Genomic DNA, 25,254 nt, shown 5'->3' on the forward strand with positions numbered 1-25,254 from the left:
TGGCTCCGGTGATTTGGGGTGCCTTTAGGGTACGAAACCTTGATGACAGTTTCTGGCATCAGGGTTAGGCTAGGCTGCATCATGTCCCGCACCGCCCGCCTGTTCCAACTGATGCAAGCCCTGCGCTCTGGCCCGTCGCCGAAAACCTCGGCGCAACTGGCCGGGGATCTGAGCGTGTCGCCGCGCACGATCCACCGTGATATCGACGCGCTGCGCGGGCTGGGGGCCGTCATTGATGGCGAGGCCGGGTTTGGCTTCACCCTGATCGAAGACGCCACCCTGCCGCCGCTGGGCTTCACCGATGATGAGCTCGAGGCGCTGGTGCTGGGCCTGCGCGAGGTTCAGGTGATCGGCGACCCGGCGCTGTCCGATGCGGCCAGCGCGGCGCTGCGCAAGCTGCAGGGGCGCTTGCCGCCGCGACAGTCGCACAGGCTGAGCCACGCAGTGCTGGCCGCGACCCGGTTCAACCGCCCGCCCGCGCCCACAATTCACGTTGCGTCCCTGCGGCAGGCCACCTGGGATGAGCGCACAATCGAGTTCTCGTATATCGACGCAAAGGGTGACGCCACGCGCAGGCGGGTCGATCCGCTGAGCATCGTCTACATGGACCGCTCGAACGTGCTGCTCAGCTGGTGTCATCTGCGGCAGGATTTCCGGGTGTTCCGGCTGGACCGCATGGATGAAATGTCGGTGACAGATCAAAGCTTTCGCCCCAACCGCGTGCCGCTGCTGCGCGAGGCGCTGGCCCGCATCCGCGACGAACGCCAAGCACAAGAGCGCGAGACCGCCACCTGAGCGCTTTGTGATTTGCCGATTTTGCGCTACCCTTGCGCCTGAGCAGTAATCAGGAAATTCGGAATGCGTAAATGCATAAGCGGCGTCATGACCGCTGCATTATGGGCATCCATAGTGCAGGCGAATCCGGCAACAGATACGCCGGTCGGGCAACTCGATTCAATACAACTGGCATCGGCGGATGTTACCGTCTCGGTCCGGCCGGTTCCGCGACCCAAGGCTAAGGTGGTGCAGGTGGCAGCAGCGGGCAACGCACGGTTTCAGGCCTGGCTGGGGGCCTTTCAGCGACGCGCGGTTGAGCAGGGGATTTCCCAGCCCATTCTGACCCGGGCGCTGGCGGGCCTGACCTATGACACCGATGTCATCAAACGCGACCGCAATCAGGCTGAGTTTTCAAAACCGATCTGGGACTATCTGGATGCCGCCGTCTCGGACACACGGGTTGCAAATGGCCGTGCCGCGCTGGGCCAACATCGGCAGGTGCTGGAGCAGATCGAAGCGCAGTATGGCGTCGAGAAAGAGGTGGTGACGGCGATCTGGGGGCTCGAGACCTCGTTCGGCACTTACCGGGGCAGCAGCCAGACCATCCGCGCGCTGGCGACGCTGGCTTTTGATGCCCGCCGCGCGTCATTCTTCGAGGCGCAATTGATCGCCGCCCTGCGCATCATTCAGGCCGGGGATGTGAACGCCGGTGATATGGTGGGCAGTTGGGCCGGGGCGATGGGGCACACGCAGTTCATGCCGACCTCGTATCTGGATCATGCGGTGGATTTCGACCGCGACGGGCGGCGCGATATCTGGTCGGACGATCCGACCGATGCGCTGGCCTCGGCAGCGGCCTATCTTCAGCGGCATGGCTGGACCATGGGCCAGCCTTGGGGGGTCGAGGTGCGCCTGCCCGAGGGGTTCGACTATTCCGCCGCCCGCCGGGATGTCACGCTGATGCCGTCGGAATGGGCACAGCGCGGGGTGCTGTCAACACATGGCCAACCGGTTCCCGATCATGGCCGCGCCGCAATCCTGCTGCCTGCAGGGGGGCAGGGCGTGGCGCTGATGATCTTCGACAATTTCAGCGTGATCGAGAAATACAACGGCGCCGATGCTTACGTCATCGGGATCGGCCACCTGTCCGACCGCCTGTCGGGCCACAGCCCGTTTCAGGCCAACTGGCCGCGCGACGACCGGGTTCTGAGTTTCACCGAGAAGAAAGAGCTGCAAACCCGCCTGACCGAGGCCGGTTTCGACACGCAGGGCATCGACGGGCGCACCGGGCCGAACACGATCAACGCGGTGCGGGAATACCAACTGGCGCAGGGGCTGTTGCCGGATGGGTATGTGAGTTTGCAGGTGTTGGAGCGGTTACGGTGACGGGGTAGGGGTTGTCTGCTTTTTGCATGAGCCTGCTCATGCGGGACGAAGCGGACAAACGGGTTGCTAGTCGAATGACTCCCGGTCTGGCCGCTTCAATCGACCTCATTGATTTACTTCTTAACGTTACCGTTTCTAAACCACTTTCAGCACAGCTCTTTTTCCATCAAGAGCCACCTATTGGCATTCGTTTCCCATCCCTTCCGAACCACAGGTTCAGTTGCAGTTTTGGTGTAGCCGTGTCTCTCATAAAAATTTATCGCAGAATGATTGCTGTCTATGACTACCAGGCTGATTCCCGATTTTCCGGCGCCCCTTCCAAGCTCTTCGGCGATATTCATCAGGCTGGAACCAAACCCGCGACCTGAGTACTCTGGATAGGTCGCGATACCGTGCAAATACCATGTCCCTTTGGCTTTCGAGAACAATCTCATAAGGGGTCGTATCATTTCATCCATGCCGGGAACGTGTGGGTTTGGCGTCTCCGCCATGGGATAGGAAATCAGCATCGCAACCAACTTACCCTCAACTTCCACGACAATTGTGTTTTCCTCATGGATGAATGCGCTTTGTGCCCGGCGCCCAAAATCGTCTGCTGTTTCGTCTTCTTCTGCCAACCTTTGCCAAAGTCGTTCGACGAACCCCGGCACTGTGTATTTGGCGAGAAGAATTACTTGCTCAAGGTCGCGTTCCGTCGCTTTTCTGAAGGGCACTTCAAGTAGATTTTCTAGATCGACCATTAGTGAAACCTCAAGGAGCCGGTACTGAGTGGCAGAGTATCAGATATGTTTCGCGATGTCCGGATTGGACTCACAGCAGACACTGTCCCCCAATAATTCCTAAAGAAAAAGGCGGCTCTCAAAGCCGCCCTGTCCAAATTCCCAACCCTGCCGCCTACGCCGCCGCCTTCATCAACCCCTGTGCGTTGATCTCGGCCTGCGCCTCGTCCAGCGATTTGGTGATCCGCACGAACATCTCGTCGATATCCGCCGGGGTGATGACCAGCGGGGGTGAAATGATCATGCGGTCGCCCACGTGGCGCATGATCAGGTTGTTGGCAAAGCAGCGCTCGCGGCAGATATAGCCGATGGTGCCGGGCTCGGAGGCGAATTTGGCGCGGTTGGCCTTGTCCGGGGTCAGCGCGATCGAGGCCATCATGCCGACGATTTTCGCCTCACCGACCAGAGGGTGATCGGCCAGAGCCTCCCATTTTTTCTTAAGATAGGGCGCGGCGACGTTGCGGACGTGGTCGAGGATATTTTCCTCTTCCAGGATGCGCAGGTTTTCCAGCGCGACGGCGGCGGCGACCGGGTGGCCGGAGTAGGTGTAGCCGTGGTTGAACTCGGTGCCGCTGATCACCTCGGCGATCTCGTCGTTCACGATCGATCCGCCGATGGGCGCGTAGCCCGAACTCAGGCCCTTGGCGATGGTCATGATATGCGGGCGGATGCCAACGGTCTGGGACCCGAACCAGTTGCCGGTGCGGCCAAAGCCGCAAATCACCTCATCCGCGATCAGCAGGATGTTGTATTGGTCGCAGATGCGCTGGATTTCGGGCCAATAGGTCTCGGGCGCCACGATCACGCCGCCTGCGCCCTGCACCGGTTCCGCGATGAAGGCGGCGACGCGGTTTTCGCCGAGGTCCTGTATCGCCTCTTCCAACTCGCGCGCGCGGGCCAGGCCAAACTCTTCGGGCGACATGTCGCCGCCCTCGGCCCACCAGTTGGGCTGGTTGATGTGGTGAACGTTCGGGATCGGAATGCCACCCTGCGCATGCATCCCCGCCATTCCGCCCAGCGAGGCCGAACCGACCGACGAGCCGTGATAGGCATTGTGGCGGCTGATGATGATGTTCTTGTCGGGCTGGCCCTTTTCGGCCCAGTAGGTGCGCACAAGGCGGATATTGGTGTCATTCGCCTCGGACCCGCTGCCGGCGAAAAAGACGTGGTTCAGGTCGCCCGGGGCCAGTTCGGCAATCTTGGCGGCCAGTGCGATGGCCGGCGCATGCGAGGTCTTGAAGAACGTGTTGTAATAGGGAAGCTCGCGCATCTGGCGTGCCGCCACCTCTGCCAGTTCATCCCGCCCATAGCCGATATTCACGCACCAGAGCCCCGCCATGGCATCCAGAATCTCTTCGCCTTCGCTGTCGGTCAGGTACACGCCTTTGGCGCGGGTGATCACCCGCACGCCTTCCTTGTCGAGCTCTTCGTTGGTGGAAAACGGATGCAGGTGATGCGCCGCATCCAGCGCCTGCAATTCGGCGGTTGGCATGTGGTTGGTGATCGTCGGCATCGGAGATCCTCCTGCAAAAGCGGTTGGCGATCACAATATGATCAAATTTATAACTGTCAATCGAATCGCGTTTACCTAGGTTGGCGACAGTGCCTCGGCCATCAGTTCCATCCCCTGCTGAATGTCCTGAGCGGTGGCCTTTGCCGCCTTTTCCGCATCGCCATCGCGCAGGGCACGAATGATATCCTTGTGCCTATCGGGCAGGCTTTGGGTCCCGGCCCGACCGCAGACAACGCGCAGCGAAGGGCCGAAACGCAGCCACAGACGGTCGGCCAGATCGCTGAGAATCGGGGCATTGGCATGGGCATAGAGCGTTTCGTGAAAGGACTGGTTCAGGCGCAGGTAGCCGCTGACATCGCCATCGGCAATGGTGCGGTCCAGACGAGTGTCTATGCGTTCCAGATGGTCGATGTCCGCGGGTTTGAGATTGGCTGCGGCACGTCTGGAAAGTTCTGATTCTATTGACTTTCTGGCGAAAATCATCTGCTCGACATCCTCGGCGGACAACAGCGGAACGCTGACCCGGCGATTGCCCTGAAACACCAGCGCGCCATCGGATATCAGCCTGCGGATCGCCTCGCGCACAGGGGTCATGCCAACGCCCAGAGAATCAGTCAGGCCCTGGATCGTGACCGGCTGGCCCGGCACCAGTTCGCCAAACAGAATCTGCGACCTGAGCGTTTGGTACACCTGTTCATGCGCCGGGCGTTTTTCGCTGTCTGACTGCGTCTTCGGTGCCTTATTTTTGATCAAATCCAATTGGTTCGTCCCGTTTCAATTGCCCCTGACTTGTCAGACGGCAGACCTCGTGAAACCATACGCGGGATCGGGGGAAAACGCAAAACTTGATCAAATCCAAAAAAACGGGAAAATACCCGTACACTTGCAGGGAGAACAAAATGTCAATCAAAACGCTGACCATGACAGCGGTCATCGCATTGGGGACTTCGGCGGCTTTTGCCGAAGAGGTGCGTGTTTACAACTGGTCCGACTATATCGACGAAGGCCTGTTGCAGAAATTCGAGGAAGAGACGGGCCTGACCCTGATCTATGACGTGTTCGACAGCAACGAGGTTCTGGAAACCAAAATGCTGGCCGGAGGCTCGGGCTATGATGTGGTGGTGCCGACCGGCAGCTTCATGAGCCGTCAGATCAAGGCCGGCGCGTTTCAGGAAATCGATGCGGCCAAGCTGTCGAATTTCGGAAATGTATGGGACGTCATCGCCGAGCGTGTGGCCCGGTTCGACCCGGACAACAAGCATTCGGTCAATTACATGTGGGGCACGACCGGGCTGGGCGTGAATGTCGGCAAGGTGAAAGAGGTGCTGGGGGAAGACGCGCCGATCGATTCGATGGAGCTGATCTTCAACCCCGAGAATATGGAAAAGCTGGCATCCTGCGGGGTCTATTTCCTGGACGCCCCGGATGAGATGGTTCCGGCGGCCATGGTCTATGCGGGTCTTGATCCCAACAGCCATGACAAGGACGATATCGCCAAGGCGGAAGAGGTCTTTGCGGCGGTCCGGCCTTACGTGAACAAGTTCCACAGCTCGGAATACATCAACGCGCTGGCCAACGGCGATATTTGCGTCGCGGTTGGCTTCTCGGGCGATGTCCTGCAGGCCCGCGACCGCGCGGCCGAGGCCGATAACGGAGTCGAGATCGCCTATAACGCGTTCAAGGAAGGCTCGCAGATGTGGTTCGATCAGATGGCGGTTCCGGTGGATGCACCGAACCCCGAGGGTGCGCATAAGTTCATCGACTTTATGCTGGACGCTAAGAACATGGCGGCGGCCTCGAACTATGTCTACTACGCCAACGGCAACAAGGCATCGCAGGAGTTCTTGTCGGAAGACGTGATCGGCGATCCCGCGATTTACCCGTCGGAAGAGGCCATGAACAATACCTATATCAAGGGCCCGTATCCGCAGAAAACGCAGCGCGTCGTGACGCGTATGTGGACCAAGATCAAGTCAGGCACCTGATCTGACAGCGCGGGGCGGCCAACGCCCCGCGCCTTTCCTGTCCGGACCGATATGCGGGGGCCGCTTTGAACTCTGACGTTTTTGCGCCGTGGGACGACCCACAGGCGAAACCCTTGATCCAGTTCCAGAATGTCACCAAACGTTTCGGAGCGTTCACGGCAATCGACAACCTGTCGCTGGACATCTTCGAGCGCGAGTTTTTCGCCCTGCTCGGGCCCTCGGGCTGCGGCAAGACAACCATGATGCGGATGCTGGCGGGGTTCGAGACCCCGACCGAGGGGCATATTCTGCTGGCCGGGCAGGATATCGACCCGATCCCGCCCAACAAACGGGCGGTGAACATGATGTTCCAGTCCTACGCGCTGTTCCCGCACCTAAGCATCTGGGACAACATCGCCTTTGGCCTGCGCCGGGACAACATGCCCAAGCATGACCTGGAAGAGCGGGTCGAGGAAATGCTGCGCCTGACCCGGCTGGAACAGTTCGCCCGCCGAAAACCGCACCAGATTTCCGGCGGGCAAAGGCAGCGGGTGGCGCTGGCGCGGTCGCTGGCCAAGGCACCCAAGCTGCTGTTGCTGGACGAACCGCTGGGCGCGCTGGACAAGAAACTGCGGCAGGATACGCAGTTCGAACTGATGGATATTCAGGAAAAGACCGGCACCACCTTTGTCATCGTCACCCATGATCAGGAAGAAGCGATGACTGTCGCCAGCCGCGTGGCGGTGATGGATCAGGGCAGGCTGATGCAGGTCGCCACCCCGGATCGTATTTATGAAAACCCGAACTCGGTCTACGTGGCGGATTTCATCGGCGACGTGAACATCATCCAAGGCCGCGCGACGGCGAACGGGGAACAGACCTTTCAGATCGACTGGGCCGAGGGGCAGGCGCCGCTGACCGCAACCTCGGCAACCGATCTGTCGCACGGCCAGTCCTGCCACCTGGCGATCCGGCCCGAGAAGGTGACGATCTCGGTCGACCGCCCGGCAGATGCGATCAACGCCATTCAGGGCAAGGTGCATGACATCGCTTATTTGGGCAATCTGTCCACCTACCACGTTGAACTGGCAAACGGCACGATCATCAAGGCGCAAACGGCCAATACCCGCCGTATCTCGCGCCGGTCCTTTACATGGGAAGACCCGGTCTGGCTGTCCTGGACAGCAACCGCCGCGGTCCTGCTGGCAGACTGATGCGCCGCGCCCTGCTGATCGCCGTTCCTTATGTCTGGCTGCTGGCGCTTTTTCTGGTGCCGTTCTTCATCGTCCTGAAGATTTCGCTGTCGGACACCGAACTGGCGATTCCGCCCTATACCCCGACGCTGGACCTGTCGCAGGGATGGGCGGGCATCCGGGATTTCTTCAGCCAGCTGGACTTTGAAAGCTTCGTCTGGCTGACCGAGGACGATCTGTATTGGAAAGCCTACCTGTCCAGCGTCAAAATCGCGCTGATCTCGACCTTCTTCACGTTGCTGGTCGGCTATCCCATCGCCTATGGCATGGCCCGCGCCCCGGAAGAGTGGCGGCCGACGCTGATGATGCTGGTGATTCTGCCGTTCTGGACCTCGTTCCTGATCCGCGTCTACGCGTGGATGGGAATTCTGTCGAACGAAGGCTATCTGAACCAGTTCCTGCTGTGGACCGGGATCATCTCGACCCCGCTGACCATTCTGAACACCAACACGGCGGTCTATATCGGCATCGTCTATACCTATTTGCCGTTCATGATCCTGCCGATCTACTCGGCGCTGGAACGGATGGACGGCTCACTGATCGAGGCTGCCGAGGATCTGGGCTGTTCTCGCCTGCAGGCGTTCTGGCTTGTGACCATTCCGCTGTCGCGCCCCGGTATCATCGCGGGCTGTTTCCTTGTGATGATCCCGGTAATCGGTGAGTTCGTCATCCCGTCACTGCTGGGCGGGTCCGGCACGCTGATGATCGGCAAGGTGCTGTGGGAAGAGTTCTTCTCGAACCGCGACTGGCCGGTGGCCAGCGCCGTGGCGGTGGTTCTGCTGCTGATCCTGATCATCCCGATCGTGCTGTTCCAGCGCAACCAGCAGAAACAGACGGAGGCCGAGAAATGAACAGGCTGAGCTGGTTCAATACGGTCTCGCTGACGCTGGGCTTTGCCTTTCTGTATATCCCGATGATCATCCTGATCATCTTCAGCTTCAACGAAAGCAAGCTGGTGACGGTCTGGGCGGGTTTCTCGACCAAATGGTACGCCGAGGTGGTACAGAATCAGGCTTTTCTGGACGCCGCCTGGGTGACCGTGCGCGTGGCAGTGTTTTCGTCGACGCTGGCCACCATTCTGGGCACCGCCGCCGCGCTTGTTCTGGTGTGCGGCGGGCGGTTCCTTGGCCGCACGCTGTTTTCCGGCATGATCTACGCGCCGCTGGTGATGCCCGAAGTGATCACCGGCCTGTCGCTGCTGCTGCTGTTCATCGGCATCGGGCTGGACCGGGGTATCCTGACCATCGTGCTGGCCCATACGACGTTTTCCATGTGTTATGTCTCGGTTGTCGTCTCCTCGCGCCTTGTGACCTTTGATCAGTCGCTGGAAGAGGCCGCTTTGGACCTTGGCTGTTCCCCGGCACAGGCGTTCCGGCTGGTGACGCTGCCGATCATCGCGCCGGCGGTGATCTCGGGCTGGTTGCTGGCCTTCACCCTGTCGCTGGACGATCTGGTGATCGCGTCCTTCACCTCGGGCCCGTCGGCCACGACCCTGCCGATCAAGATATTCTCAGCCGTGCGTCTGGGGGTCAGTCCCGAGATCAACGCGCTTTCCACGATCATGATTGCGGTTGTCACGGTCGGCGTGATCACGGCATCGCTGGTGACAAAACGCGCGATGGTGCGCCAGCGGCAGGATGAGATGGCCGCCGCGCGCGCTGAATGAGGCGGATTTTCCCGGACTACACCTATGGTCCGGGCCCCCGCGACGGGTGCTGGTGGGATGAGACGATTGCCAGCCCCGACTGGCCCACCCATCAGGGCGATCTGCGCGTAGATACTGCCATAATCGGCGGCGGGTTCACCGGATTGTCCGCTGCGTTGCATCTGGCCGAAAGCGGGACCTCGGTCGCGGTGTTCGAGGCGGAAACGCCGGGCTGGGGCGCCTCGGGGCGCAACGGCGGGTTTTGCTGTCTGGGTGGATCGAAGCTGGATCATGCAACTCTGGCGCGCCGCGTTGGGCCTGTCGCTAGCGAAGGCTATGCGAGGGCCGAGGCGGAGGCCGTGCATCTGGTCTCCGATCTGCTGGCGCGCTATCGGATCGATGCCGACACCCATTCCCAGGGCGAAACCCAGCTTGCCCATTCCCGGCGCGCAATGGACAGGCTGCGCCGGGATGCAGAGGAAACAGGCACATTGCACGCGGCAAAGGACTTGCCAGCGCTGGGGCTGAGCGGGCCGTTTCACGGCGGTTACACGCTGCCGGTGGGCTTTGGCCTGAACCCGCGAAAATACCTGTTCGGTCTTGCCAGCGAGGCCCGATCTCAAGGGGCTGAGATGTTTCAGAGAAGCCCGGTTCTGAAGGTCGACAAAAGCGGGTCGGGGTTCGATCTGCGCACACCAACAGGTCGCGCTACAGCTGAAACGGTTCTGATCTGCACCAACGGCTATTCCAGCGAAGACATCCCGGCCTGGATGTCCGGTCGCTACATGCCCGCCCAATCCACGGTTCTGGTGACGCGCCCCCTGACCCCGGCCGAGCAGATGGCGCAGGGCTGGACCTCGGGTCAGATGTGTTACGACACCCGCAATCTGCTGCACTATTTCCGGCTGATGCCCGATGGGCGGTTCCTGTTCGGCATGCGCGGCGGGTTGCGGTCGTCCCCGGCCTCTGAGGCCGCGATCCGGCGCAAGGTTCAGCAGGACTTCCGGCGCATGTTCCCGGCGTGGTCCGGGGTCGAGGCAACGCATATGTGGTCGGGCTTGGTGTGCCTGTCCGGCAATCTGCTGCCCTATGTCGGGCCGGTCCCCGGGCAGGCGGGGATGTTTGCCGGGTTTGCCTATCACGGAAACGGCGTTGCGATGGGCACCTATTGCGGGCGGGCCCTGGCGCGGCTGGTGCTGGGTCAGAACAGCCAACTGCCCGCGCCTATGACGCAACCGCCCCGGCGTTTCCCCTTTGGCCGATGGCGCAGGGCACTGATGCCACCGCTCTACGCCCTGATGGCGCTGGCTGATCTGAGGTGACAGCGCGACTAAATCAGCGCCAGTTCCAGTTGCAGACCGTCGGCATAATCTGCCGCGCCGCGCTCGGCCCGCCACAGACAATAGGCGGCCATGCGCCAGGCAAACCAAGGGCGAAGAGTTTGGTACCGAGAGACAACCTCGGCATTGTCATAGGCCATCAGGAATTGCTGGATTTCCGCCGGGCTCAAAGGCGTTCCGCGATACAGGCGCTGCATCGCGGGGGACAGAAACAGCGCGAGGTCTTCGCACGGATCGCCCCTGGCCGGGCATTGCCAGTCAATCAGGGTCAGCCGGTCGTCTGAGACCAGAATGTTCCCCGCCACGGGGTCGCCGTGGATCAGACAGGTCTCGGAAGCCGGTGGTACATGAATTTCGGGGCGCTGATGCATAAGCGGTTTGGACGTATCGGATGTACAATCCGCCAATATACGCTGCCCGTGCGCCGCCAGATCCTCGCTGCCATTGCAGGCTTTTGGCAGGGGCATCGACACCGGTTGCGCATGCAGGTTGCGCAGCAAGACCCCCACCGCCTCGGGTCCTGCGCGCCAGGGCGATCCGGGCGCGTGGTCATAGAGAACCCAGTGATCGGTCCGGTATTGCCCCGTCGCGCGCAGGCGCGGCACAAAACCGGTGGGTTCAAGCGCTTGCAGGCATCCGGCCTCAAGCTCGGCATCGTTGCGGAACAACGGATTCCTCAGGTCGGTGCGATAGAGTTTCAGGACCTTGTCGCCATCCTCGCCTAGAACCTTCCAGACCTGATTGGTGCGCCCGCCATAGAGTGTTTCGAACCTCACGGCAGAGGTCACCAACCCCCGCGACAGAAGTTGCCGGGTCAGGTCGGACGGTGGATCGGGCAGGTCGGACAGCGGAGTTACCAATCGAGCGAGTCGGGATTTGCCAAGGTTTGACCCGTCCTGCCTGACAGATCAAGCGCCGGTTCTGACACCAGTGACGGAGGTGGCCTGAACCGCCAGACCGCCCTGCAGAGTCAGGATCACCGACCCTTCGGCGATCTGTGCTTCGATCACTTTGGAATAGGCCGCTGCCGGGGCTTCGGAAACAAGCTCATCCTTGCGATGGCTTTCCAGCGTCGCCGTGTAATTGCCCACAGGCAAAGGGTTGCCCTGCGCATCCGTACCGGCCCAGACAAATTCGGCGTCGGTTGCGGGCAGAGTCGCGCGGCTGACCTCATCCCCCTGATCGTCGCGCACGACCAGCGTGACCTCATCGGCGGTCGGGTCGGGCTGGGCGAACAGCGTGACCGGGGTACCGTCAAAGTGAAACCCTGAACCGGAGCGCACATCCATGCCGACCCAGTTGCCAAGATCCGCAAGATTGACGCTGCCCAGAGCCGTGGCCAGGGACGACAGCAAGTCGTTGGTCTGGACCTGCTGCTCGACCATCGAGAATTGCGCCAGTTGCGATGCGTAATCCGAAGCGTCCATCGGCTCTAACGGGTCCTGATTCCGCGCCTGCGTTGTCATCATCAGCAGAAACGTCTCAAAATCTGACGTCACCGCGGCGGTTTTGGACGCGGGGCCGGGCTGAGCGGCTGGCTGCACAGAGTGGGTTGGCGTGATCATGTGTTAAAGCCTCATATCAATACCGGTGGCCGGGGTGCTGCGCTGCGGATAGGTCGGCGCGCCGGCCTCGGCAAATTCCGTTTCAATGACCTGTCCCGGCTGGGAGTCGGGCTGGTCTTGATGCGACTCTGACGGCGTTCCCAGATCCAGCGAGAGGTCGCCAAATCCCAGTTTCTGAAACTCGGTCGTCAGAACCGCGATGTGTCGGCGCATCAGGTCCAGCGTCTCTGGCCGTTCCGCCATGATCGCCAGATGCAACCCGTCATCGCGTCCGTTCATGATGATCGACACGCGCCCCAGCTCCTCGGGGTTCAGGGCAATCTCGACCGCGCCGGACCCGGGCCGCGCGGTGATCGCAGCCGCCATCTGACCGGCGATAGCCCGCGAGATTTCCGCCCGCGCAATCGCCGAGGCCGCATTCGGTTGCGGGGCGATGTCGCGCGTAAGCTGCAGCAACTGCTCGGATCGGGTGTTGTTAAGCCCTTCGCTTTCAGAAACCTGCGGTGCGTCTTCTGTTTCGGCGGATTTCATGGATGCGGTTAGCTGCATCTGCGCGACCGTGGGGGGGTGAACCGGCAGGGCGGGTTTGGGCGATTCGACCGGTGTGGCAGAGGCCTGCGGGTTGCCGTGCCTGACGTCGATATCCGGGATAGGTTCATCTGGCGTTCCCATGGGAAGGGGCGTCTTGCCCACCACACCCAGTTCAACCTTTTGCGGAGCGTTGGCGTGTGACGGTTCGGCGATGAGGGGTGGTGCAGGCTGAGTCTGCGCAGCGACGGGCATGTCAGCACGCGACTCAGTCTGCGAGATGGCCAGACCGGCTTTGTCATGTACCATCTTCGCTTCAACCGGAACCTCAGGGGCCTGACTGTTGATTTGAGATGCCGCCACGGATCCCTCCGCGCCCTCGACCGGGGCGGGAGGCGTTTGGGCAAGCGCATCGGGAACCGGTTCGACGTCAACCTCAGCCGCTTCGATATTGGCATCCGCATGGGTAGGAACGGCTGTTTCCCCACCGGGTCCCGCAGAATCCGTAAGTGTTACCAAGGTCAGAACACCCTGAAAATCTGTGGACACTTCGGCCTCGCCGTCGTGCCGTTGCAGGACAGCGGGCTTTGCCGCCGTGGCTGGCGCTGCGGGTGTCAGGGTAAGAGGGTTGGGCATTTTGCTCCGGCTCCATCTGGTCTGACCGCAAACCTGACCGCAGGAAGTTACGTTTATTTTAACTGCTTTCGCCTTTGATCGAAAAAGTTCGATGCAATTTTCGGAGAAAGCAATGAAGGTTTCCGCACCCCCTCCGATGGCGCAAATGCCATCCCCCCCGGACAAGCTGCGGGCAGCGGCGGTTGAGCTTGAGGCCGCGTTTCTGGGCGAAATGCTGAAATCCGCCGGTTTGGGCAAAACGCGCCAGGCATTTGGTGGCGGGGCGGGCGAAGATCAGTTCGCGTCCTTTCTGGCGCAGCATCAGGCGCGGCAGCTGGCACAATCCGGCGGCGTCGGCCTGTCCGAGGTCATTTTCAAATCACTGATGGAGAACTCTGATGACGGCTGACCGCGACCTCTCGCTGATAAAGTCCCTGGAAGAATTGCTGGATCTCGAGCGTACGGCGCTTGTCGATGGGGACCTGGATCGTCTGACCCATATGGTGCCGGAAAAGGAAAAGCTGATCGGCGCGATCAACGATCTGCAGGTGCGGGACAGCGCACAGTTGATTCAGGTGCAGAAAAAGGTCGAACGGAATCAGGCTTTGCTGAACAGCGCTGCCGACGGGATTCGTGCCATTGCCGCCCGGATGGCCGAGCTGCGGCGGGTTCGGCAGGAATTCAGCACCTACGGGGCCGACGGGCAGCGCAGCGGGTTCACTGTGCGCGGCGCACCGAAGCTGGAAAAACGGGCATAGCGACCGGGTTGATTCAAATCCGAAATTTCCGGTCGGGGCGTCTTAGCACTCCGTTAGGAGATCGGGGCCAAAAGTGAGCCTGCACCTGAAACAGCAGGTGGCGCGAATGGCCCTATGGCATGTCGCACAGGTCAGAAAGACGCCAAGGCCCGCGAGGCGCGCGGGGTGAACAAGGGCAAAATGGCCCAAACCTGAAAGGATGACATCTATGTCCAGCATTCTGACAAACAATGGCGCAATGGTTGCGCTGCAGACCCTGAAATCGGTCAACAAGAACCTGGAAATGACCCAGAACGCGATTTCGACCGGCAAGGACATAGCAACGGCAAAAGACAACTCGGCCGTTTGGGCGATCTCGAAGGTCATGGAATCGGACGTCAAGGGCTTCAATGCGATCAAGGACAGCCTCGCACTGGGCGAATCGACCGTCGCAGTGGCGCGGAACGCATCGGAAACGGTCACTGACCTGCTGACGCAGATGAAGGAAAAGGTCATCGCGGCGCAGGAAGACAATGTTGACCGCGACAAGATCAACGCCGATGTGACCGCTTTGCGCAATCAGATTGAATCGGTTGTCGGGGCAGCGCAGTTCAACGGGCTGAATCTGGTCAACGGGGTGACGGGCGCAACAATCCTGTCTTCGCTTGACCGCGACAGTTCGGGCGCGGTGACGCCGAACACGATTTCGGTGGCGGCGCAGGATTTGTCGATTGGCGGTTATACGGCCAAGGCGGTTCTGGACGGTTCGACAGGTCAGACAACCGATGACGACACGGCCGGGTTCACGATGGACAAGGCGGGCGGCACTGGCAACATCGTGATCGACAGCTCGGTCGATAACTTTGCGGTTGGCGATTCGATTTCGATCACCGTCGGCGATCAGCGGGTGTCCTACACCGTTCAGGCCAGCGATCTGGAACCTTCGGGCACCTATGACGACGCTTACACGGATGCGCTGGTCGCGGTTGGCCTGAAGAACCAGATCGACGCGCTGGGCATCACCGGGGTGGCGGTCGATTACGACTCGGGCACGCCCAACACTCTGACCTTCGTGACCGGGGCGGCAACGGCAGGGGCGGATGCGGATCGTGACGTGACCGTTTCGGCGCAATTCACCAATGCCGGAGCCGGTGGTCTGGGCGCGCTAAGCTCGATCAACGTGTCTACCGCAGCCGGCGCGTCCGCAGCGCTTGGCACGATTGAAACCCTGATCGACAGATCGATCGATGCCGCAGCGGCGTTTGGGTCGGCGCAGAGCCGTATCGAAACCCAGAACGACTTTGTGTCCAAACTGACCGACTCGCTGAAATCCGGTATCGGCTCGATGGTTGACGCCAATATGGAAGAAACCTCGGCCCGTCTGCAGGCGTTGCAGGTGCAGCAGCAGCTGGCAACCCAGTCGCTGTCGATTGCCAACCAGGCACCGCAGTCGATCCTGTCGCTGTTCCGCTAATTCCGGAACCGGATCGGGGCGCGGTTTTTGCGCCCCGGTTCTGACTGCCTGATGACTGCTCATAGGAAGGATTGCACGTGACACCGCAAACGCTCGCCCATACCGCCTACGCCCAGACTGCCGCCCCGACAAGGACGCCGCGGGATACGGAGTATGAGGCGATTTCGAAAATCACCCGCCGTCTCAAGGCCGCAGCGGCCAGACAAAAGGCGGACTTTGCGGGATTTGTTCAGGCCGTGCATGAAAACCGACGTCTGTGGACCGTCCTGGCCACGGGGGTCTCGGATTCCGCCAACGCGCTACCCAATGACCTGCGCGCGCGCATATTCTATCTGGCCGAGTTCACGGAACGGCACAGCAGCCAGATTCTGGGCAATAACGCGACGGTTGATCCCTTGCTCGAGATCAACACCGCCGTTCTGCGCGGGCTGCGCCAAGCGGGGGCGATGTGATGAGTGGTTTGGTTCTTAAGCTGGCGCCGAAAGAAAGGGTTCTGATCAACGGCGTGGTGATCGAAAACGGCGACCGCCGCAGCCGGTTCTCGATCATGACACCGCAGGCGAACGTCTTGCGGCTGAAAGATGCCATTCACCCGGATGAGGTCAACACGCCAGTGCGGCGCGTGTGCTATGCCGCGCAGCTTGTCTTGTCCGGAGATACCGAGCCCGATCAGGCCCGCCAGCAATTGCTGCGCCGGGTTGAGGAGTTGAGCCAGGTTTTCACCGACGCGGACAGCCGCCGTGTTCTGGCCGAAGCAACGGATGCTTTGGTCGGAGAGCACTACTACAAATGCCTGAAATCCCTGCGGTCGCTGCTGTCCCGGGAAGAGCGGCTGATGGCCTATCAGCAATGAGTTTTCAGCCTGTCATACCCTCGGGCGGGCTGGTCGGCTGGCGGTTTCTGCAGCGAACCTATGATGCGCAGCTTCAGAGTTTTACGTCTTCGAATGTGAACGAGCGCGAAACCAAGTATTTTCTGGACAATATCGGCAAGGTCGAGACGGCTGGGGATTTGGTCTCGGATCGCCGGTTGCTGCAGGTCGCATTGGGTGCATTCGGGTTAGAGGGTGATCTGAACAATCGTTTCTTCATCCGGAAAATTCTTGAAGACGGTACAAATGCGCAGGACGCGCTGGCCAACCGGTTGTCGGATAAACGGTACCGCGAATTCTCTGACGCGTTTGGCTTTGGCCCCGGTGAGGTCAGGAAAACCGGCCTGACCACGAATATGGAAAAGGTCGCGCAGGATAGTCTGGTCACGCGGTTCGAGGTTTCGGTGGGGGAATCCGATGAAACGATGCGCATCTCGCTATACGCCCAGCATAGGCTGTCGGACCTGGCCCGGGGCGATGCGAGTGTGGATACGAAATGGTTCGACCTGATGGGCCTGCCGCCGCTGCGCAGCATGATGGAAACCGCCCTCGGCCTGCCGCCATCCTTTGCGCAGCTGGATCTGGATACTCAGTTGGGTGAGTTCAAAGACAGGCTGTCCCGTCTCACCGGCTCAGACGATCTGGCGCAGTTCGCGGACGAGGAGGCAATCGGGAAACTGACCGACACCTATCTGGCACGCAGTCAGATCGCGCAATTGCAAAGCAATGTTTCTCCGGCTCAGACGGCTTTGATTCTGTTGGGCGCAGCTGGGTGAGCCAATTTGGCTACGACGCGGAAAACCAATGCTGGCACATAACTCATGCCGAACATAACGCGTCCAGCCGCTTTCGGCGGGTCGCGCCATAAATCCGATGGATCAGTGACATCCGCCCCGTTCGTCACGCGTCCAGAACAGCATCTGCCGAGGTTCGCAGCGCATAGCTGGTAACCGGTTGCGACACGTTATGCAGTTTGACCTCGCCCAGCGGCAGGGCATTGGAGCAGGCAGGTTCGATGTCTTCGGACACAACAATGCGATGGCTGACCGTTTTGCCGTATTCCCCCAAACGGGCGGCTATGTTGGCGGCCTGACCGATGACGGTGAAATCGAGACGTTCGCGAGAGCCCACATTGCCATAGGTCACACGGCCATAAGCGAGGCCGATCGAGCAATCGCAATGAACCTCGGCTCCGGCTTCCCGCAGCTCGCCCAGTTTTTCGACGATCCCAATGGCCGTGCGTTGGGCATTGACGCGGGCCGCCCCTTCGTTTTCGCCGGATGGGAACACCGCCAGCACAGCGTCGCCGATGAACTTCAGCACTTCGCCGCCATTGGCATGGACGATTTCGGACACGGTTTCAAAGAACTCATTCAGCAGATTGATATAGGCGGTCCGGCCCAGCCGTTCTTCCAGACTGGTCGAATTGCGCAGATCGCAGAACATGATCGCGGCATCGATCTCATCACCGTCGCCGCGCCGGATCTCACCGCCCAGCACCCGCGCGCCCGAGCGTTTGCCCACATAGGTCTCGAGCAGAACCTGCGCGTTTTCGCGCTGCATGAACACTTCGTAATAGCGGGCGATCACCGTCGAGCATTCGAATACCAGCCCCAGATTCTCGGTGGTGAAGCCATCGGGATGATCGCAGGTCAGGGTCAGCACATTGGTCCGTCCGTCCGAGAAAGACATCGGCATGGCGACGTAATCGGTGGCCCCCTTGGCGCGCAGATCCTCGATGATGGGGAAACTGTTATGCGGATTGTCGTCGTTCACCCGCTGGCGGACCCCGCCCAACCCGTTCGAGACATGCCGCAGCGGGCTGTTGATAAAGGCCGGGTGATCGTAAATTTCATAGGTCGGCGCGCGGGTCAGAATCTCGGCCTGATCTTTTTCCCAGATATAGTGTTTCCCCGCGATCAGAGGGTGCAGGGACCAGGCCAGAATGCTCAGGCGCTGAATGGCGATGCCGTGTTCCAGCATCTTTTCGGCCAGCGCCTTGGTAAAGGCTTCGGGCGTGTCCGACAGCGACGCGCCGCGCATCAGCCAGTCGATCAGAGGCCCGCTGATATTCCCGTCATCGGGTTCGCGCAGGCGGTTCTCGCCCAGATCGATGTCGGTATAGGCGCTGGACATGAAACCGATATGGCCCTGGATAGCCACGCTTTCGGGCAGCGCCTCTTCATAGGCCCAGACGCAATTGGCCAGCCGCTCGCCGGCCAGTTCGATATCGTGATAGGTTGCCGTGCCTTTGAACGGGCAGAAGGTCTGCAACTCGGTCTCTTCGCTCAGCTCGACAAGAACGTCCTTGCGGGGGATGTAGATCGTCGGCTGCAGGCGCGTTTCATACATCACCTTGGCGTCTTCGCTTTCGGCCAGAAGGATATCATCGCGGTAAACGGCGATCCTGCCATTCAGCCGCTCTACTGAAATCTCATAGCCTTTGAGTTTAGGTGTGGCGTGGACGTTCATCATCGACCTCCCTTGCCCGGAGTCTTTCTAGAATGGGTCTTCGGGGGAACTATTCCAAGGGGGATAATGCGAAATTTGCCAATCGGGAGCGTGCGAAGCGCGCCCTCAGACCATTTGGATAACGTCCTTTTCGATGGACAGCATATAGCCCTTTTTGGCGATATTCTTGACCAGCAGCTCACTGACCATCTGGTTGCCCAGCGCATCGCGCAGCCGCTTGATCCGCGTGGCCCCGGCGGCCTCGTCACAATCGGCGGCGTCGCGGCCCGAGATCATCGCCTCGATCTGCGCGCCCGACAGCACCTCGTCATCCAGCCGGGATTCGGCCAGAACCGACAGGGTTTCCATCGCGGCAGTGGTCAGTTTGAAATCCATATTGTTCAGGTAAACGGTGTTTTCCTCGCGGCTGATCAGCAGCGAAGTGACCTGAATGCCGGTGCGTTCGATCTGGGCCATGCGCCGGTTCAGCAGGACCAGCATTACCAGAAACACCAGCGCCGAGATCATCATGGCGCAGGCAAAGACCAGCAGCACGTAAATCACCATGCGATAGCTGGACAGGGTGTCGGCAAAGGCGGTGCCCGATTGCGCGAGGATTTCCAGCAACCGGATTTCGGCCTGCGAAGTCAGGTCGCTTTCCACGAACAGACGCTCCACCCGCGCGTTGAAGGCGTTGGCATCGGGCAGGGTGGCAAACAGGAACACGGCGGCGGTGATCAGAATCACGACGATGGCTGCAAGGCCCAGACCAACCAGCCGAACGCCGGACCGCCGCGCCTCAGTAACGGAGATAGAATTTTCCGGCATTGGCCTTCCTTTGATCCAACCCTTCCGGCCCAAACACGGACTGGACGTTCAGCAAGGTCCAGCCCGACGCTTTCAGGCGCTGGGCGACCTCGTTCTTTGCCTGCCCCTTGTTGCAGGACGACACCTGCATCACGCCATAGTGCAGGCGCAGCGGATTGTCCTGTTTGGCCTTGTAATCCGCATAGCAATCCGCGGCGGAGGCGGCAGAGCCAACCGATATCAGGGCCACCACGGCCAGAGAAGAGATGATCTGTTTCATAGGCCGCATCCTGCGCATGGCTTGGGCGGATATTCAATAACCCAAGGGGTTTGCGGGGCCTGATATCGGATAACAAATCCCCGTTATTGCTTGTCTGCAGGGGGTGGGCCCAGTGTCGGTGCAACAAATACGCGGCCCGAGGCAGGTCGCCCAATCACTCGAAAGGACAGGTGCCATGCATAAGAAATTTATCGCTCTGATCATTGCGGCCGCCGTTGCCGTAACCGGGATTTCAGCCTCACAGGCGCGGGCAGCGGATACCGGGGATATTCTGACCGGGCTCGCCGCGATTGCGATCCTTGGGGCCGCCGTCAATCATTACTCCAAGGACAGGCGCGAGGATAAGGTCGAGCGGCATTACCACAATCACGTGTACCAGGAGCCCAGGAAGAAGCGCCACAAGTCCAAGCGGCTGCCCAAACGCGTAAAGCGTTACGACATCCCGCAGCGCTGCCTGCGCACCTACGAAGGATATGGCAATCGCCCGCTGCTGCGGCCGAAATGCCTGAACAAGCATTACAAACATGCCAACAGCCTGCCGCAACAATGCAAGGTTGGTTTCTGGAATGGCCACAAGGTGAAGCGGGCCTATGAACCCGCATGCCTGCGCCATCACGGATACCGTGTGGTTTACTAGTACCTATTTCGAGCAGGAGCGGTGCCACAGAAGCACCGTTACGGGAGAGGGCGGCGCAAGCTGCCCTCTCTTTTTTTGCTTGCGGTGTCGGGCGAAACGCGGTTTGCCGGGGGGATGAGCTTGCCGAATCTTGATCTGGAACAGGCGCTGCTGTCGCGTGGCCATACCCGCATCGCCGGGGTGGATGAGGTCGGGCGTGGCCCCCTGGCCGGGCCGGTGGTGGCCGCCGCCGTCATCCTGAACCCGCAGGACATTCCCGACGGGCTGAATGATTCGAAGGCACTGACCGCCAAGCGGCGTCTGGCATTGGATGACGCCTTGCGCGCGCGGTCCGAATTTGCCGTGGCCGAGGCGTCGGTGGCCGAGATTGATGAGATGAACATCCTGCGCGCCTCGCATCTGGCGATGGTGCGGGCGGTCGCGGCGCTGGACCCCGCCCCGGATTTCCTGCTGATCGACGGCAACATGATTCCGCGCGGCATGAAGATCCCGTCTCAGGCGGTGGTCAAAGGGGATGCGCGGTCGGTGTCGATTGCGGCGGCCTCGATCATCGCGAAAAACTGGCGCGATCAGCGGATGGTGGATTTAGCGCAACAGCATCCCGGCTACGGGTGGGAGACAAACGCAGGCTATCCGACAAAAATGCATCGCGAGGCGCTGCGAAATCTCGGCGTGACCCCACATCATAGACGTTCGTTCAAACCGGTCCACAATATCTTGTATCAAGAGTAAATCGTAAGTCGCTGATTCAAAAAAGAATTTGACGGCGAATCGTCTTTGACTCATCCTTGTCTCAACCAAATGAGCGCAAAAGCGCCGTGGACACTTGAGGCAGTGATATGACAACGACCACCAAAAAGGGCGCAAAGGCGCTCCCTTTAAACATGATTCTATCCGGGGACTGCATCGAAGCGATGAACAGTCTGCCCGAGGCGTCGGTTGACCTGATTTTCGCGGACCCGCCCTATAATCTGCAACTGAAAGGGCAGTTGCACCGGCCCGATAATTCTCAGGTGGATGCGGTTGACGATCACTGGGATCAGTTTTCCAGCTTCGGGGCCTATGATCAGTTCACCCGCGACTGGCTGAAGGCGGCGCATCGGTTGCTGAAACCCAATGGCGCGATTTGGGTGATTGGCTCTTATCACAACATTTTCCGCGTCGGCTCGGCCCTGCAGGATGCGGGGTATTGGATTCTGAACGATGTCGTGTGGCGCAAGTCGAACCCGATGCCGAATTTCCGTGGCAAGCGCTTTACCAACGCGCATGAGACGATGATCTGGGCCAGCAAGCGCGAAGGCGCGAAATATACCTTTAACTACGAGGCGCTGAAGGCGCTGAACGAAGGCGTGCAGATGCGCAGCGACTGGGTTCTGCCGATCTGTACCGGGCATGAGCGCCTGAAAGATGAAAACGGCGACAAGGCGCATCCGACGCAGAAGCCGGAATCGCTGCTGCACCGGGTCCTGATCGGCTCGACCAATCCCGGCGATGTGGTGCTGGACCCGTTCTTTGGCACCGGCACCACCGGCGCGGTTGCCAAGATGCTGGGGCGCGAGTTCATCGGCATTGAGCGCGAGGAAAGCTATCGCAAGGTCGCCGAAAAGCGCATCGCCAAGGTCCGCAAGTTCGACCGCGAGGCGCTGGAGGTCAGCGCCAGCAAACGCGCCGAGCCGCGCGTGCCCTTTGGTCAGTTGGTCGAACGCGGCATGCTGCGTCCGGGTGAGGAACTGTATTCCATGAACCAGCGCCACAAGGCCAAGGTCCGCGCCGACGGCACGCTGGTCGGCGATAACGTCAAGGGTTCGATCCATCAGGTCGGCGCGCATCTGGAAAACGCGCCCTCCTGCAATGGCTGGACCTATTGGTGCTTCAAACGCGATGGCAAAACCGTGCCTATCGACGTGCTGCGCCAGCAGATCCGGGCCGAGATGCACAACTGATTTCCAGAACACCGCCGGTGCCTGTGGCCTGACACAAGGCACTACGCCTTGCCCCGCCGTTTTCGGCGGGGTCTTTTGTTTTCATCCTATTGGTGATTGCATAAGGCACCCCTGACAGACCCCGCGAAAGGCGCAGGCCATGACTGACAGCACCGCAGGCGAATCCCGCTTCGGCAGGTTCTTTGTCACCCAGCCGGACAAGTACGACCTGGACAATAAATATACCGAGGCCGTCCTTGAACGGCACAAACGCGAAGGGCTGGAACTGGCCGTGCGCGCCCGGTGGATCGCGATGGGGCTGACCGGAGTTCTGCTGATCTATCTGAACCCGCACCCCGAGGTGCTGTGGTATCACTTCATCCTGCTGCTGATCTGCGGCAACGGCTGGCTGATCCGCCGCGCGGGCCGGGTGGGGCAATCGCGGACCGAACTGTTGCTTATCTTCGTCGATCTGCTGATCATGACCCTTGGTATGATCATTCCCAACCCGTTCAGCGACGATGTACGGCCTTTGGCGATGCAGTACCGGTTCGATAACTTCCAGTATTTCTTCATCATTCTGGCGGCGGGCACACTGGCCTATTCCTGGCGCACGGTGATCGCCATCGGGTCCTGGACCGCCATGATGTGGACCGTTGGCTGGATCATCGCGTGGTGGGTGGCGACCCCGATACCGGGCATCAGCGAACGGGTGGCGCAGGCTTTGCAGGGCTACCCGGATGTGGCGGACCTGCTGGATCCGAACAGTTTCATGGTGTCTCAGCGCATTCAGCAGGTCATCGTCTTCGTGATGGTGGCGGTGACGCTTGGGGTATCGCTGCGGCGGCTGAACAACCTGCTGATGACCAATGCGGGGCTGGAGCGGGAAAGGGCGAACCTGTCGCGCTATTTCTCGCCCAATGTGGTCGAGGAGCTGAGCCAGAATGACGAGCCGCTGAAACAGGTGCGCAAGGAGAACATCGCCGTCCTGTTCATCGATATCGTCGGCTTCACCCGGTTTTCTGCTGGTCGCGATCCGTATGAGGTGATCGAGATTCTGCGCGGATTTCATGCCCGGATGGAGACCGAGGTGTTCCGGCATCACGGCACCCTGGACAAATATCTGGGCGACGGGCTGATGGCGACTTTTGGCACGCCGGTCCCGACGCCGCTGGACGCGACAAATGCGATCTCGTGCGCGCGGGCGATGGTTGCGGCCATCGAGCGCTGGAACACCGAGAGACGCCGGAATGGCGAGCCCGAAATCAATGTCGGGATCGGTGTTCACTACGGGCCTGTCGTGTTGGGAGATATTGGGGCCAACCGGCTGGAATTTGCGGTGATCGGGGACGCGGTGAATGTGGCGGCCAAGCTGGAAGCGATGACACGTTCGCTGGGCACCCGCGTTGTCATCAGCGACGCCCTGCGCAATCAGGCGGTCAGCGAAGGCCCGGCGGCGCAGACGGTGATTGAGGGGTTCGAGTCCCGCGCCGCGCTGGCCGTGCGCGGCGTCGAAGGCCCAATGGATGTGTGGGTGATCTGAACCCCTCCCGCCGGGCAGCGCGCCGCGGTCACGCGTTTGGCTGCGGGTTGAGCGCCTTGTTGTAGGGGTGCCAGTCGGTGATTTCGGGGTAATATTGCCGCCGCCATGCGCGCACCCTGGGGTTCATGACCCGGCGCCACAGAGGCGGGATCATCGCGGCCACGGTCATGACCGGATAGCCATAAGGCAATTGCGGTGCGGTATCCGGTGTGTGGTGTTGCAGCAGCGGAAAGCGGCGGCTCGGTTTGTAATGGTGGTCCGAGTGCCTTTGCAGGTTGATCAGCAGCCAGTTGGACGCTTTCTGCGAGGCATTCCAAGAATGGCGCGGCAGGACATGTTCGTATTTGCCTTCGCCCATGTGCTTCCGGGTCAGGCCGTAATGTTCGACATAGTTGACCAGTTCCAGCTGCCAGATGGCGACGCCGGCCTGCAGCAGGAACAGGCCCAGCCCGGACCAGCCGCCAACCAACAGCGCCAGCAGCATCATGCCGCCTTGTAGCGCCCAGTATCGCCAGAACGGATTTGCGCGGTCGGTCCAAGGACGGTCCTTGCGCGCCAGTTTGGCCCGTTCGGCCCTGAAAGCCGACGCCAGACATTGCCAAAGAACACGGGGATAGAAGCGGTGGAACCCCTCGTTATAGCGGGCGGTGACCGGATCGCGCGGGGTACCGACATAGCGGTGGTGGACCAGCAGATGTTCGGACCGGAAGTGGGAATACAGCACCATGGCCAGAAGGACATCGCCCAGCCAGCGCTCGAACCGCGATTTCTGGTGCATCAGCTCGTGGCTGTAGTTGATCCCGATGGTGCCCGAGATTACGCCCATCCCGAAAAACAGCCCGAGCTTCGCCGCAATCGTCAGGTGATCGGCGCGGGTCGCGTACCAGAGCAGGCCGTACAGGGTCAGGAACTGCACCGGCACCCACAGTTTGGTCAGCAGGATGTACCAGCGCAGCACCCCGTCGGGCGTCTCGGGGTCGGCGTTTTGCAGGTTCAGCCCGGTCAGGCGGTCAAGCACGGCAAACGCCCACCACGTGGACAGCGGCACCAGCAACACCCATCCGCCGCCCGCCACGGCCGTTGCCAAGATCAGCGGGATCAGCAGGAAGGACAGCCAGAAGGGCAGCGCCGAGTGCCAACGTGACAGGGTGTCTGATGCGATCATTA

The 25,254-nt window shown here is 60.6% G+C and carries 27 protein-coding genes; 17 read left to right on the plus strand and 10 right to left on the minus strand.

All coding sequences use genetic code 11. From position 1 onward, the window contains the following. The first annotated feature begins 81 nt into the window (after positions 1-81). Both ACR0K1_RS17485 and ACR0K1_RS17490 read left to right on the plus strand, forming a co-directional pair. A complete protein-coding gene (locus ACR0K1_RS17485; RefSeq protein WP_480615612.1) occupies positions 82-795 on the plus strand; it encodes a helix-turn-helix transcriptional regulator in 714 nt (237 codons plus the stop codon). Positions 796-858: 63 nt separating this feature from the next. Then, positions 859-2,163: a lytic murein transglycosylase gene (locus ACR0K1_RS17490; protein WP_480615614.1), complete on the plus strand. Its 1,305-nt coding sequence runs from the start codon at positions 859-861 to the stop codon at positions 2,161-2,163. A gap of 146 nt (positions 2,164-2,309) precedes the next feature. Here ACR0K1_RS17490 and ACR0K1_RS17495 read toward each other — a convergent pair whose 3' ends face one another. The 3 genes from ACR0K1_RS17495 to ACR0K1_RS17505 all read right to left on the minus strand — a co-directional run bounded on the left by ACR0K1_RS17495 (position 2,310) and on the right by ACR0K1_RS17505 (position 5,214). Beyond that, positions 2,310-2,903 carry a GNAT family N-acetyltransferase gene (locus ACR0K1_RS17495; RefSeq protein ID WP_480615616.1) on the minus strand — a complete coding sequence of 198 codons (594 nt, stop codon included), beginning with the start codon at positions 2,901-2,903 and terminating at the stop codon, positions 2,310-2,312. A gap of 154 nt (positions 2,904-3,057) precedes the next feature. After that, positions 3,058-4,455, minus strand: coding sequence for an aspartate aminotransferase family protein (locus ACR0K1_RS17500; RefSeq protein WP_480615618.1), 1,398 nt, complete (start codon positions 4,453-4,455; stop codon positions 3,058-3,060). A gap of 75 nt (positions 4,456-4,530) precedes the next feature. After that, entirely contained in the window at positions 4,531-5,214 is a 684-nt protein-coding gene (locus ACR0K1_RS17505; protein ID WP_480615620.1) for a GntR family transcriptional regulator, read from the minus strand. A 140-nt stretch (positions 5,215-5,354) separates the two neighbouring features. Between ACR0K1_RS17505 and ACR0K1_RS17510 the strand changes: the two genes are divergently transcribed. The 5 genes from ACR0K1_RS17510 (at position 5,355) to ACR0K1_RS17530 (ending at position 10,639) form a co-directional block, all read left to right on the plus strand. Beyond that, the gene (locus ACR0K1_RS17510) at positions 5,355-6,440 is read left to right on the plus strand and encodes a polyamine ABC transporter substrate-binding protein (RefSeq protein WP_480851364.1); all 1,086 of its coding nucleotides are present in this window, start codon (positions 5,355-5,357) and stop codon (positions 6,438-6,440) included. A 65-nt stretch (positions 6,441-6,505) separates the two neighbouring features. Continuing rightward, positions 6,506-7,633, plus strand: coding sequence for an ABC transporter ATP-binding protein (locus ACR0K1_RS17515; RefSeq protein WP_480615624.1), 1,128 nt, complete (start codon positions 6,506-6,508; stop codon positions 7,631-7,633). After that, positions 7,633-8,523 carry an ABC transporter permease subunit gene (locus ACR0K1_RS17520; protein ID WP_480615626.1) on the plus strand — a complete coding sequence of 297 codons (891 nt, stop codon included), beginning with the start codon at positions 7,633-7,635 and terminating at the stop codon, positions 8,521-8,523. Before ACR0K1_RS17515 ends, ACR0K1_RS17520 begins: the two co-directional genes overlap by 1 nt. Further along, the gene (locus ACR0K1_RS17525) at positions 8,520-9,338 is read left to right on the plus strand and encodes an ABC transporter permease (RefSeq protein ID WP_480851365.1); all 819 of its coding nucleotides are present in this window, start codon (positions 8,520-8,522) and stop codon (positions 9,336-9,338) included. Before ACR0K1_RS17520 ends, ACR0K1_RS17525 begins: the two co-directional genes overlap by 4 nt. Continuing rightward, positions 9,335-10,639 (plus strand): NAD(P)/FAD-dependent oxidoreductase, encoded by a 1,305-nt coding sequence (locus ACR0K1_RS17530; protein WP_480615630.1) that lies wholly within the window; start codon positions 9,335-9,337, stop codon positions 10,637-10,639. The genes ACR0K1_RS17525 and ACR0K1_RS17530 overlap by 4 nt, the downstream gene beginning before the upstream one ends. An 8-nt stretch (positions 10,640-10,647) precedes the next feature. Here the strand turns inward: ACR0K1_RS17530 and ACR0K1_RS17535 are convergent, their stop codons facing one another. The 3 genes from ACR0K1_RS17535 to ACR0K1_RS17545 are packed head-to-tail and all read right to left on the minus strand — an operon-like array spanning position 10,648 to position 13,386. Continuing rightward, positions 10,648-11,517, minus strand: coding sequence for a phosphotransferase (locus ACR0K1_RS17535; RefSeq protein ID WP_480615632.1), 870 nt, complete (start codon positions 11,515-11,517; stop codon positions 10,648-10,650). Positions 11,518-11,565: 48 nt separating this feature from the next. Beyond that, positions 11,566-12,222 (minus strand): flagellar hook capping FlgD N-terminal domain-containing protein, encoded by a 657-nt coding sequence (locus ACR0K1_RS17540; RefSeq protein ID WP_480615634.1) that lies wholly within the window; start codon positions 12,220-12,222, stop codon positions 11,566-11,568. A 3-nt stretch (positions 12,223-12,225) separates the two neighbouring features. Then, positions 12,226-13,386, minus strand: a complete 1,161-nt coding sequence (locus ACR0K1_RS17545; RefSeq protein WP_480851366.1) for a flagellar hook-length control protein FliK — start codon at positions 13,384-13,386, stop codon at positions 12,226-12,228. A gap of 112 nt (positions 13,387-13,498) precedes the next feature. On the opposite strand from ACR0K1_RS17545, the gene ACR0K1_RS17550 reads away from it, so the two are divergent. From ACR0K1_RS17550 to ACR0K1_RS17575, 6 genes are all read left to right on the plus strand, one after another. Next, entirely contained in the window at positions 13,499-13,774 is a 276-nt protein-coding gene (locus ACR0K1_RS17550; protein WP_480851367.1) for a rod-binding protein, read from the plus strand. Beyond that, positions 13,764-14,123, plus strand: coding sequence for a flagellar biosynthesis protein FlgN (locus tag ACR0K1_RS17555; RefSeq protein ID WP_480615640.1), 360 nt, complete (start codon positions 13,764-13,766; stop codon positions 14,121-14,123). The genes ACR0K1_RS17550 and ACR0K1_RS17555 overlap by 11 nt, the downstream gene beginning before the upstream one ends. Before the next feature lie 208 nt (positions 14,124-14,331). Further along, a complete protein-coding gene (locus ACR0K1_RS17560) occupies positions 14,332-15,576 on the plus strand; it encodes a flagellin N-terminal helical domain-containing protein (RefSeq protein ID WP_480851368.1) in 1,245 nt (414 codons plus the stop codon). 77 nt (positions 15,577-15,653) lie between these two features. Next, positions 15,654-16,028, plus strand: a complete 375-nt coding sequence (flaF, locus tag ACR0K1_RS17565; protein ID WP_480615644.1) for a flagellar biosynthesis regulator FlaF — start codon at positions 15,654-15,656, stop codon at positions 16,026-16,028. Then, on the plus strand, positions 16,028-16,429 hold the full coding sequence (flbT, locus tag ACR0K1_RS17570; protein ID WP_480851369.1) for a flagellar biosynthesis repressor FlbT: 402 nt from the start codon (positions 16,028-16,030) through the stop codon (positions 16,427-16,429). The genes flaF and flbT overlap by 1 nt, the downstream gene beginning before the upstream one ends. Next, positions 16,426-17,223: a DUF1217 domain-containing protein gene (locus tag ACR0K1_RS17575; protein ID WP_480851370.1), complete on the plus strand. Its 798-nt coding sequence runs from the start codon at positions 16,426-16,428 to the stop codon at positions 17,221-17,223. Before flbT ends, ACR0K1_RS17575 begins: the two co-directional genes overlap by 4 nt. A 124-nt stretch (positions 17,224-17,347) precedes the next feature. On the opposite strand, the gene ACR0K1_RS17580 is transcribed toward ACR0K1_RS17575, so the two are convergent. The 3 genes from ACR0K1_RS17580 to ACR0K1_RS17590 form a co-directional block, all read right to left on the minus strand. After that, positions 17,348-18,919 carry a DUF427 domain-containing protein gene (locus tag ACR0K1_RS17580; protein WP_480615650.1) on the minus strand — a complete coding sequence of 524 codons (1,572 nt, stop codon included), beginning with the start codon at positions 18,917-18,919 and terminating at the stop codon, positions 17,348-17,350. A 105-nt stretch (positions 18,920-19,024) separates the two neighbouring features. Further along, positions 19,025-19,726: a winged helix-turn-helix domain-containing protein gene (locus ACR0K1_RS17585; RefSeq protein WP_480615652.1), complete on the minus strand. Its 702-nt coding sequence runs from the start codon at positions 19,724-19,726 to the stop codon at positions 19,025-19,027. Further along, complete coding sequence (locus ACR0K1_RS17590; protein WP_480615654.1) at positions 19,698-19,985, minus strand: hypothetical protein; 288 nt, start codon at positions 19,983-19,985, stop codon at positions 19,698-19,700. Before ACR0K1_RS17590 ends, ACR0K1_RS17585 begins: the two co-directional genes overlap by 29 nt. Positions 19,986-20,160: 175 nt before the next feature. Here ACR0K1_RS17590 and ACR0K1_RS17595 point away from each other — a divergent pair, with 175 nt between their 5' ends. The 4 genes from ACR0K1_RS17595 to ACR0K1_RS17610 all read left to right on the plus strand — a co-directional run bounded on the left by ACR0K1_RS17595 (position 20,161) and on the right by ACR0K1_RS17610 (position 24,087). Further along, a complete protein-coding gene (locus ACR0K1_RS17595; protein ID WP_480851371.1) occupies positions 20,161-20,622 on the plus strand; it encodes a hypothetical protein in 462 nt (153 codons plus the stop codon). A 114-nt stretch (positions 20,623-20,736) separates the two neighbouring features. Next, positions 20,737-21,354, plus strand: a complete 618-nt coding sequence (locus ACR0K1_RS17600; protein ID WP_480851372.1) for a ribonuclease HII — start codon at positions 20,737-20,739, stop codon at positions 21,352-21,354. A gap of 107 nt (positions 21,355-21,461) precedes the next feature. Beyond that, the gene (locus tag ACR0K1_RS17605; protein ID WP_480615660.1) at positions 21,462-22,565 is read left to right on the plus strand and encodes a DNA methyltransferase; all 1,104 of its coding nucleotides are present in this window, start codon (positions 21,462-21,464) and stop codon (positions 22,563-22,565) included. Positions 22,566-22,704: 139 nt separating this feature from the next. Further along, on the plus strand, positions 22,705-24,087 hold the full coding sequence (locus ACR0K1_RS17610) for an adenylate/guanylate cyclase domain-containing protein (protein WP_480615662.1): 1,383 nt from the start codon (positions 22,705-22,707) through the stop codon (positions 24,085-24,087). 28 nt (positions 24,088-24,115) lie between these two features. Here ACR0K1_RS17610 and ACR0K1_RS17615 read toward each other — a convergent pair whose 3' ends face one another. After that, entirely contained in the window at positions 24,116-25,252 is a 1,137-nt protein-coding gene (locus tag ACR0K1_RS17615) for an alkane 1-monooxygenase (RefSeq protein ID WP_480851373.1), read from the minus strand. Between the last annotated feature and the right edge of the window lie 2 nt (positions 25,253-25,254).

It is taken from the genome of Ruegeria sp. F5 (genome assembly GCF_056533845.1).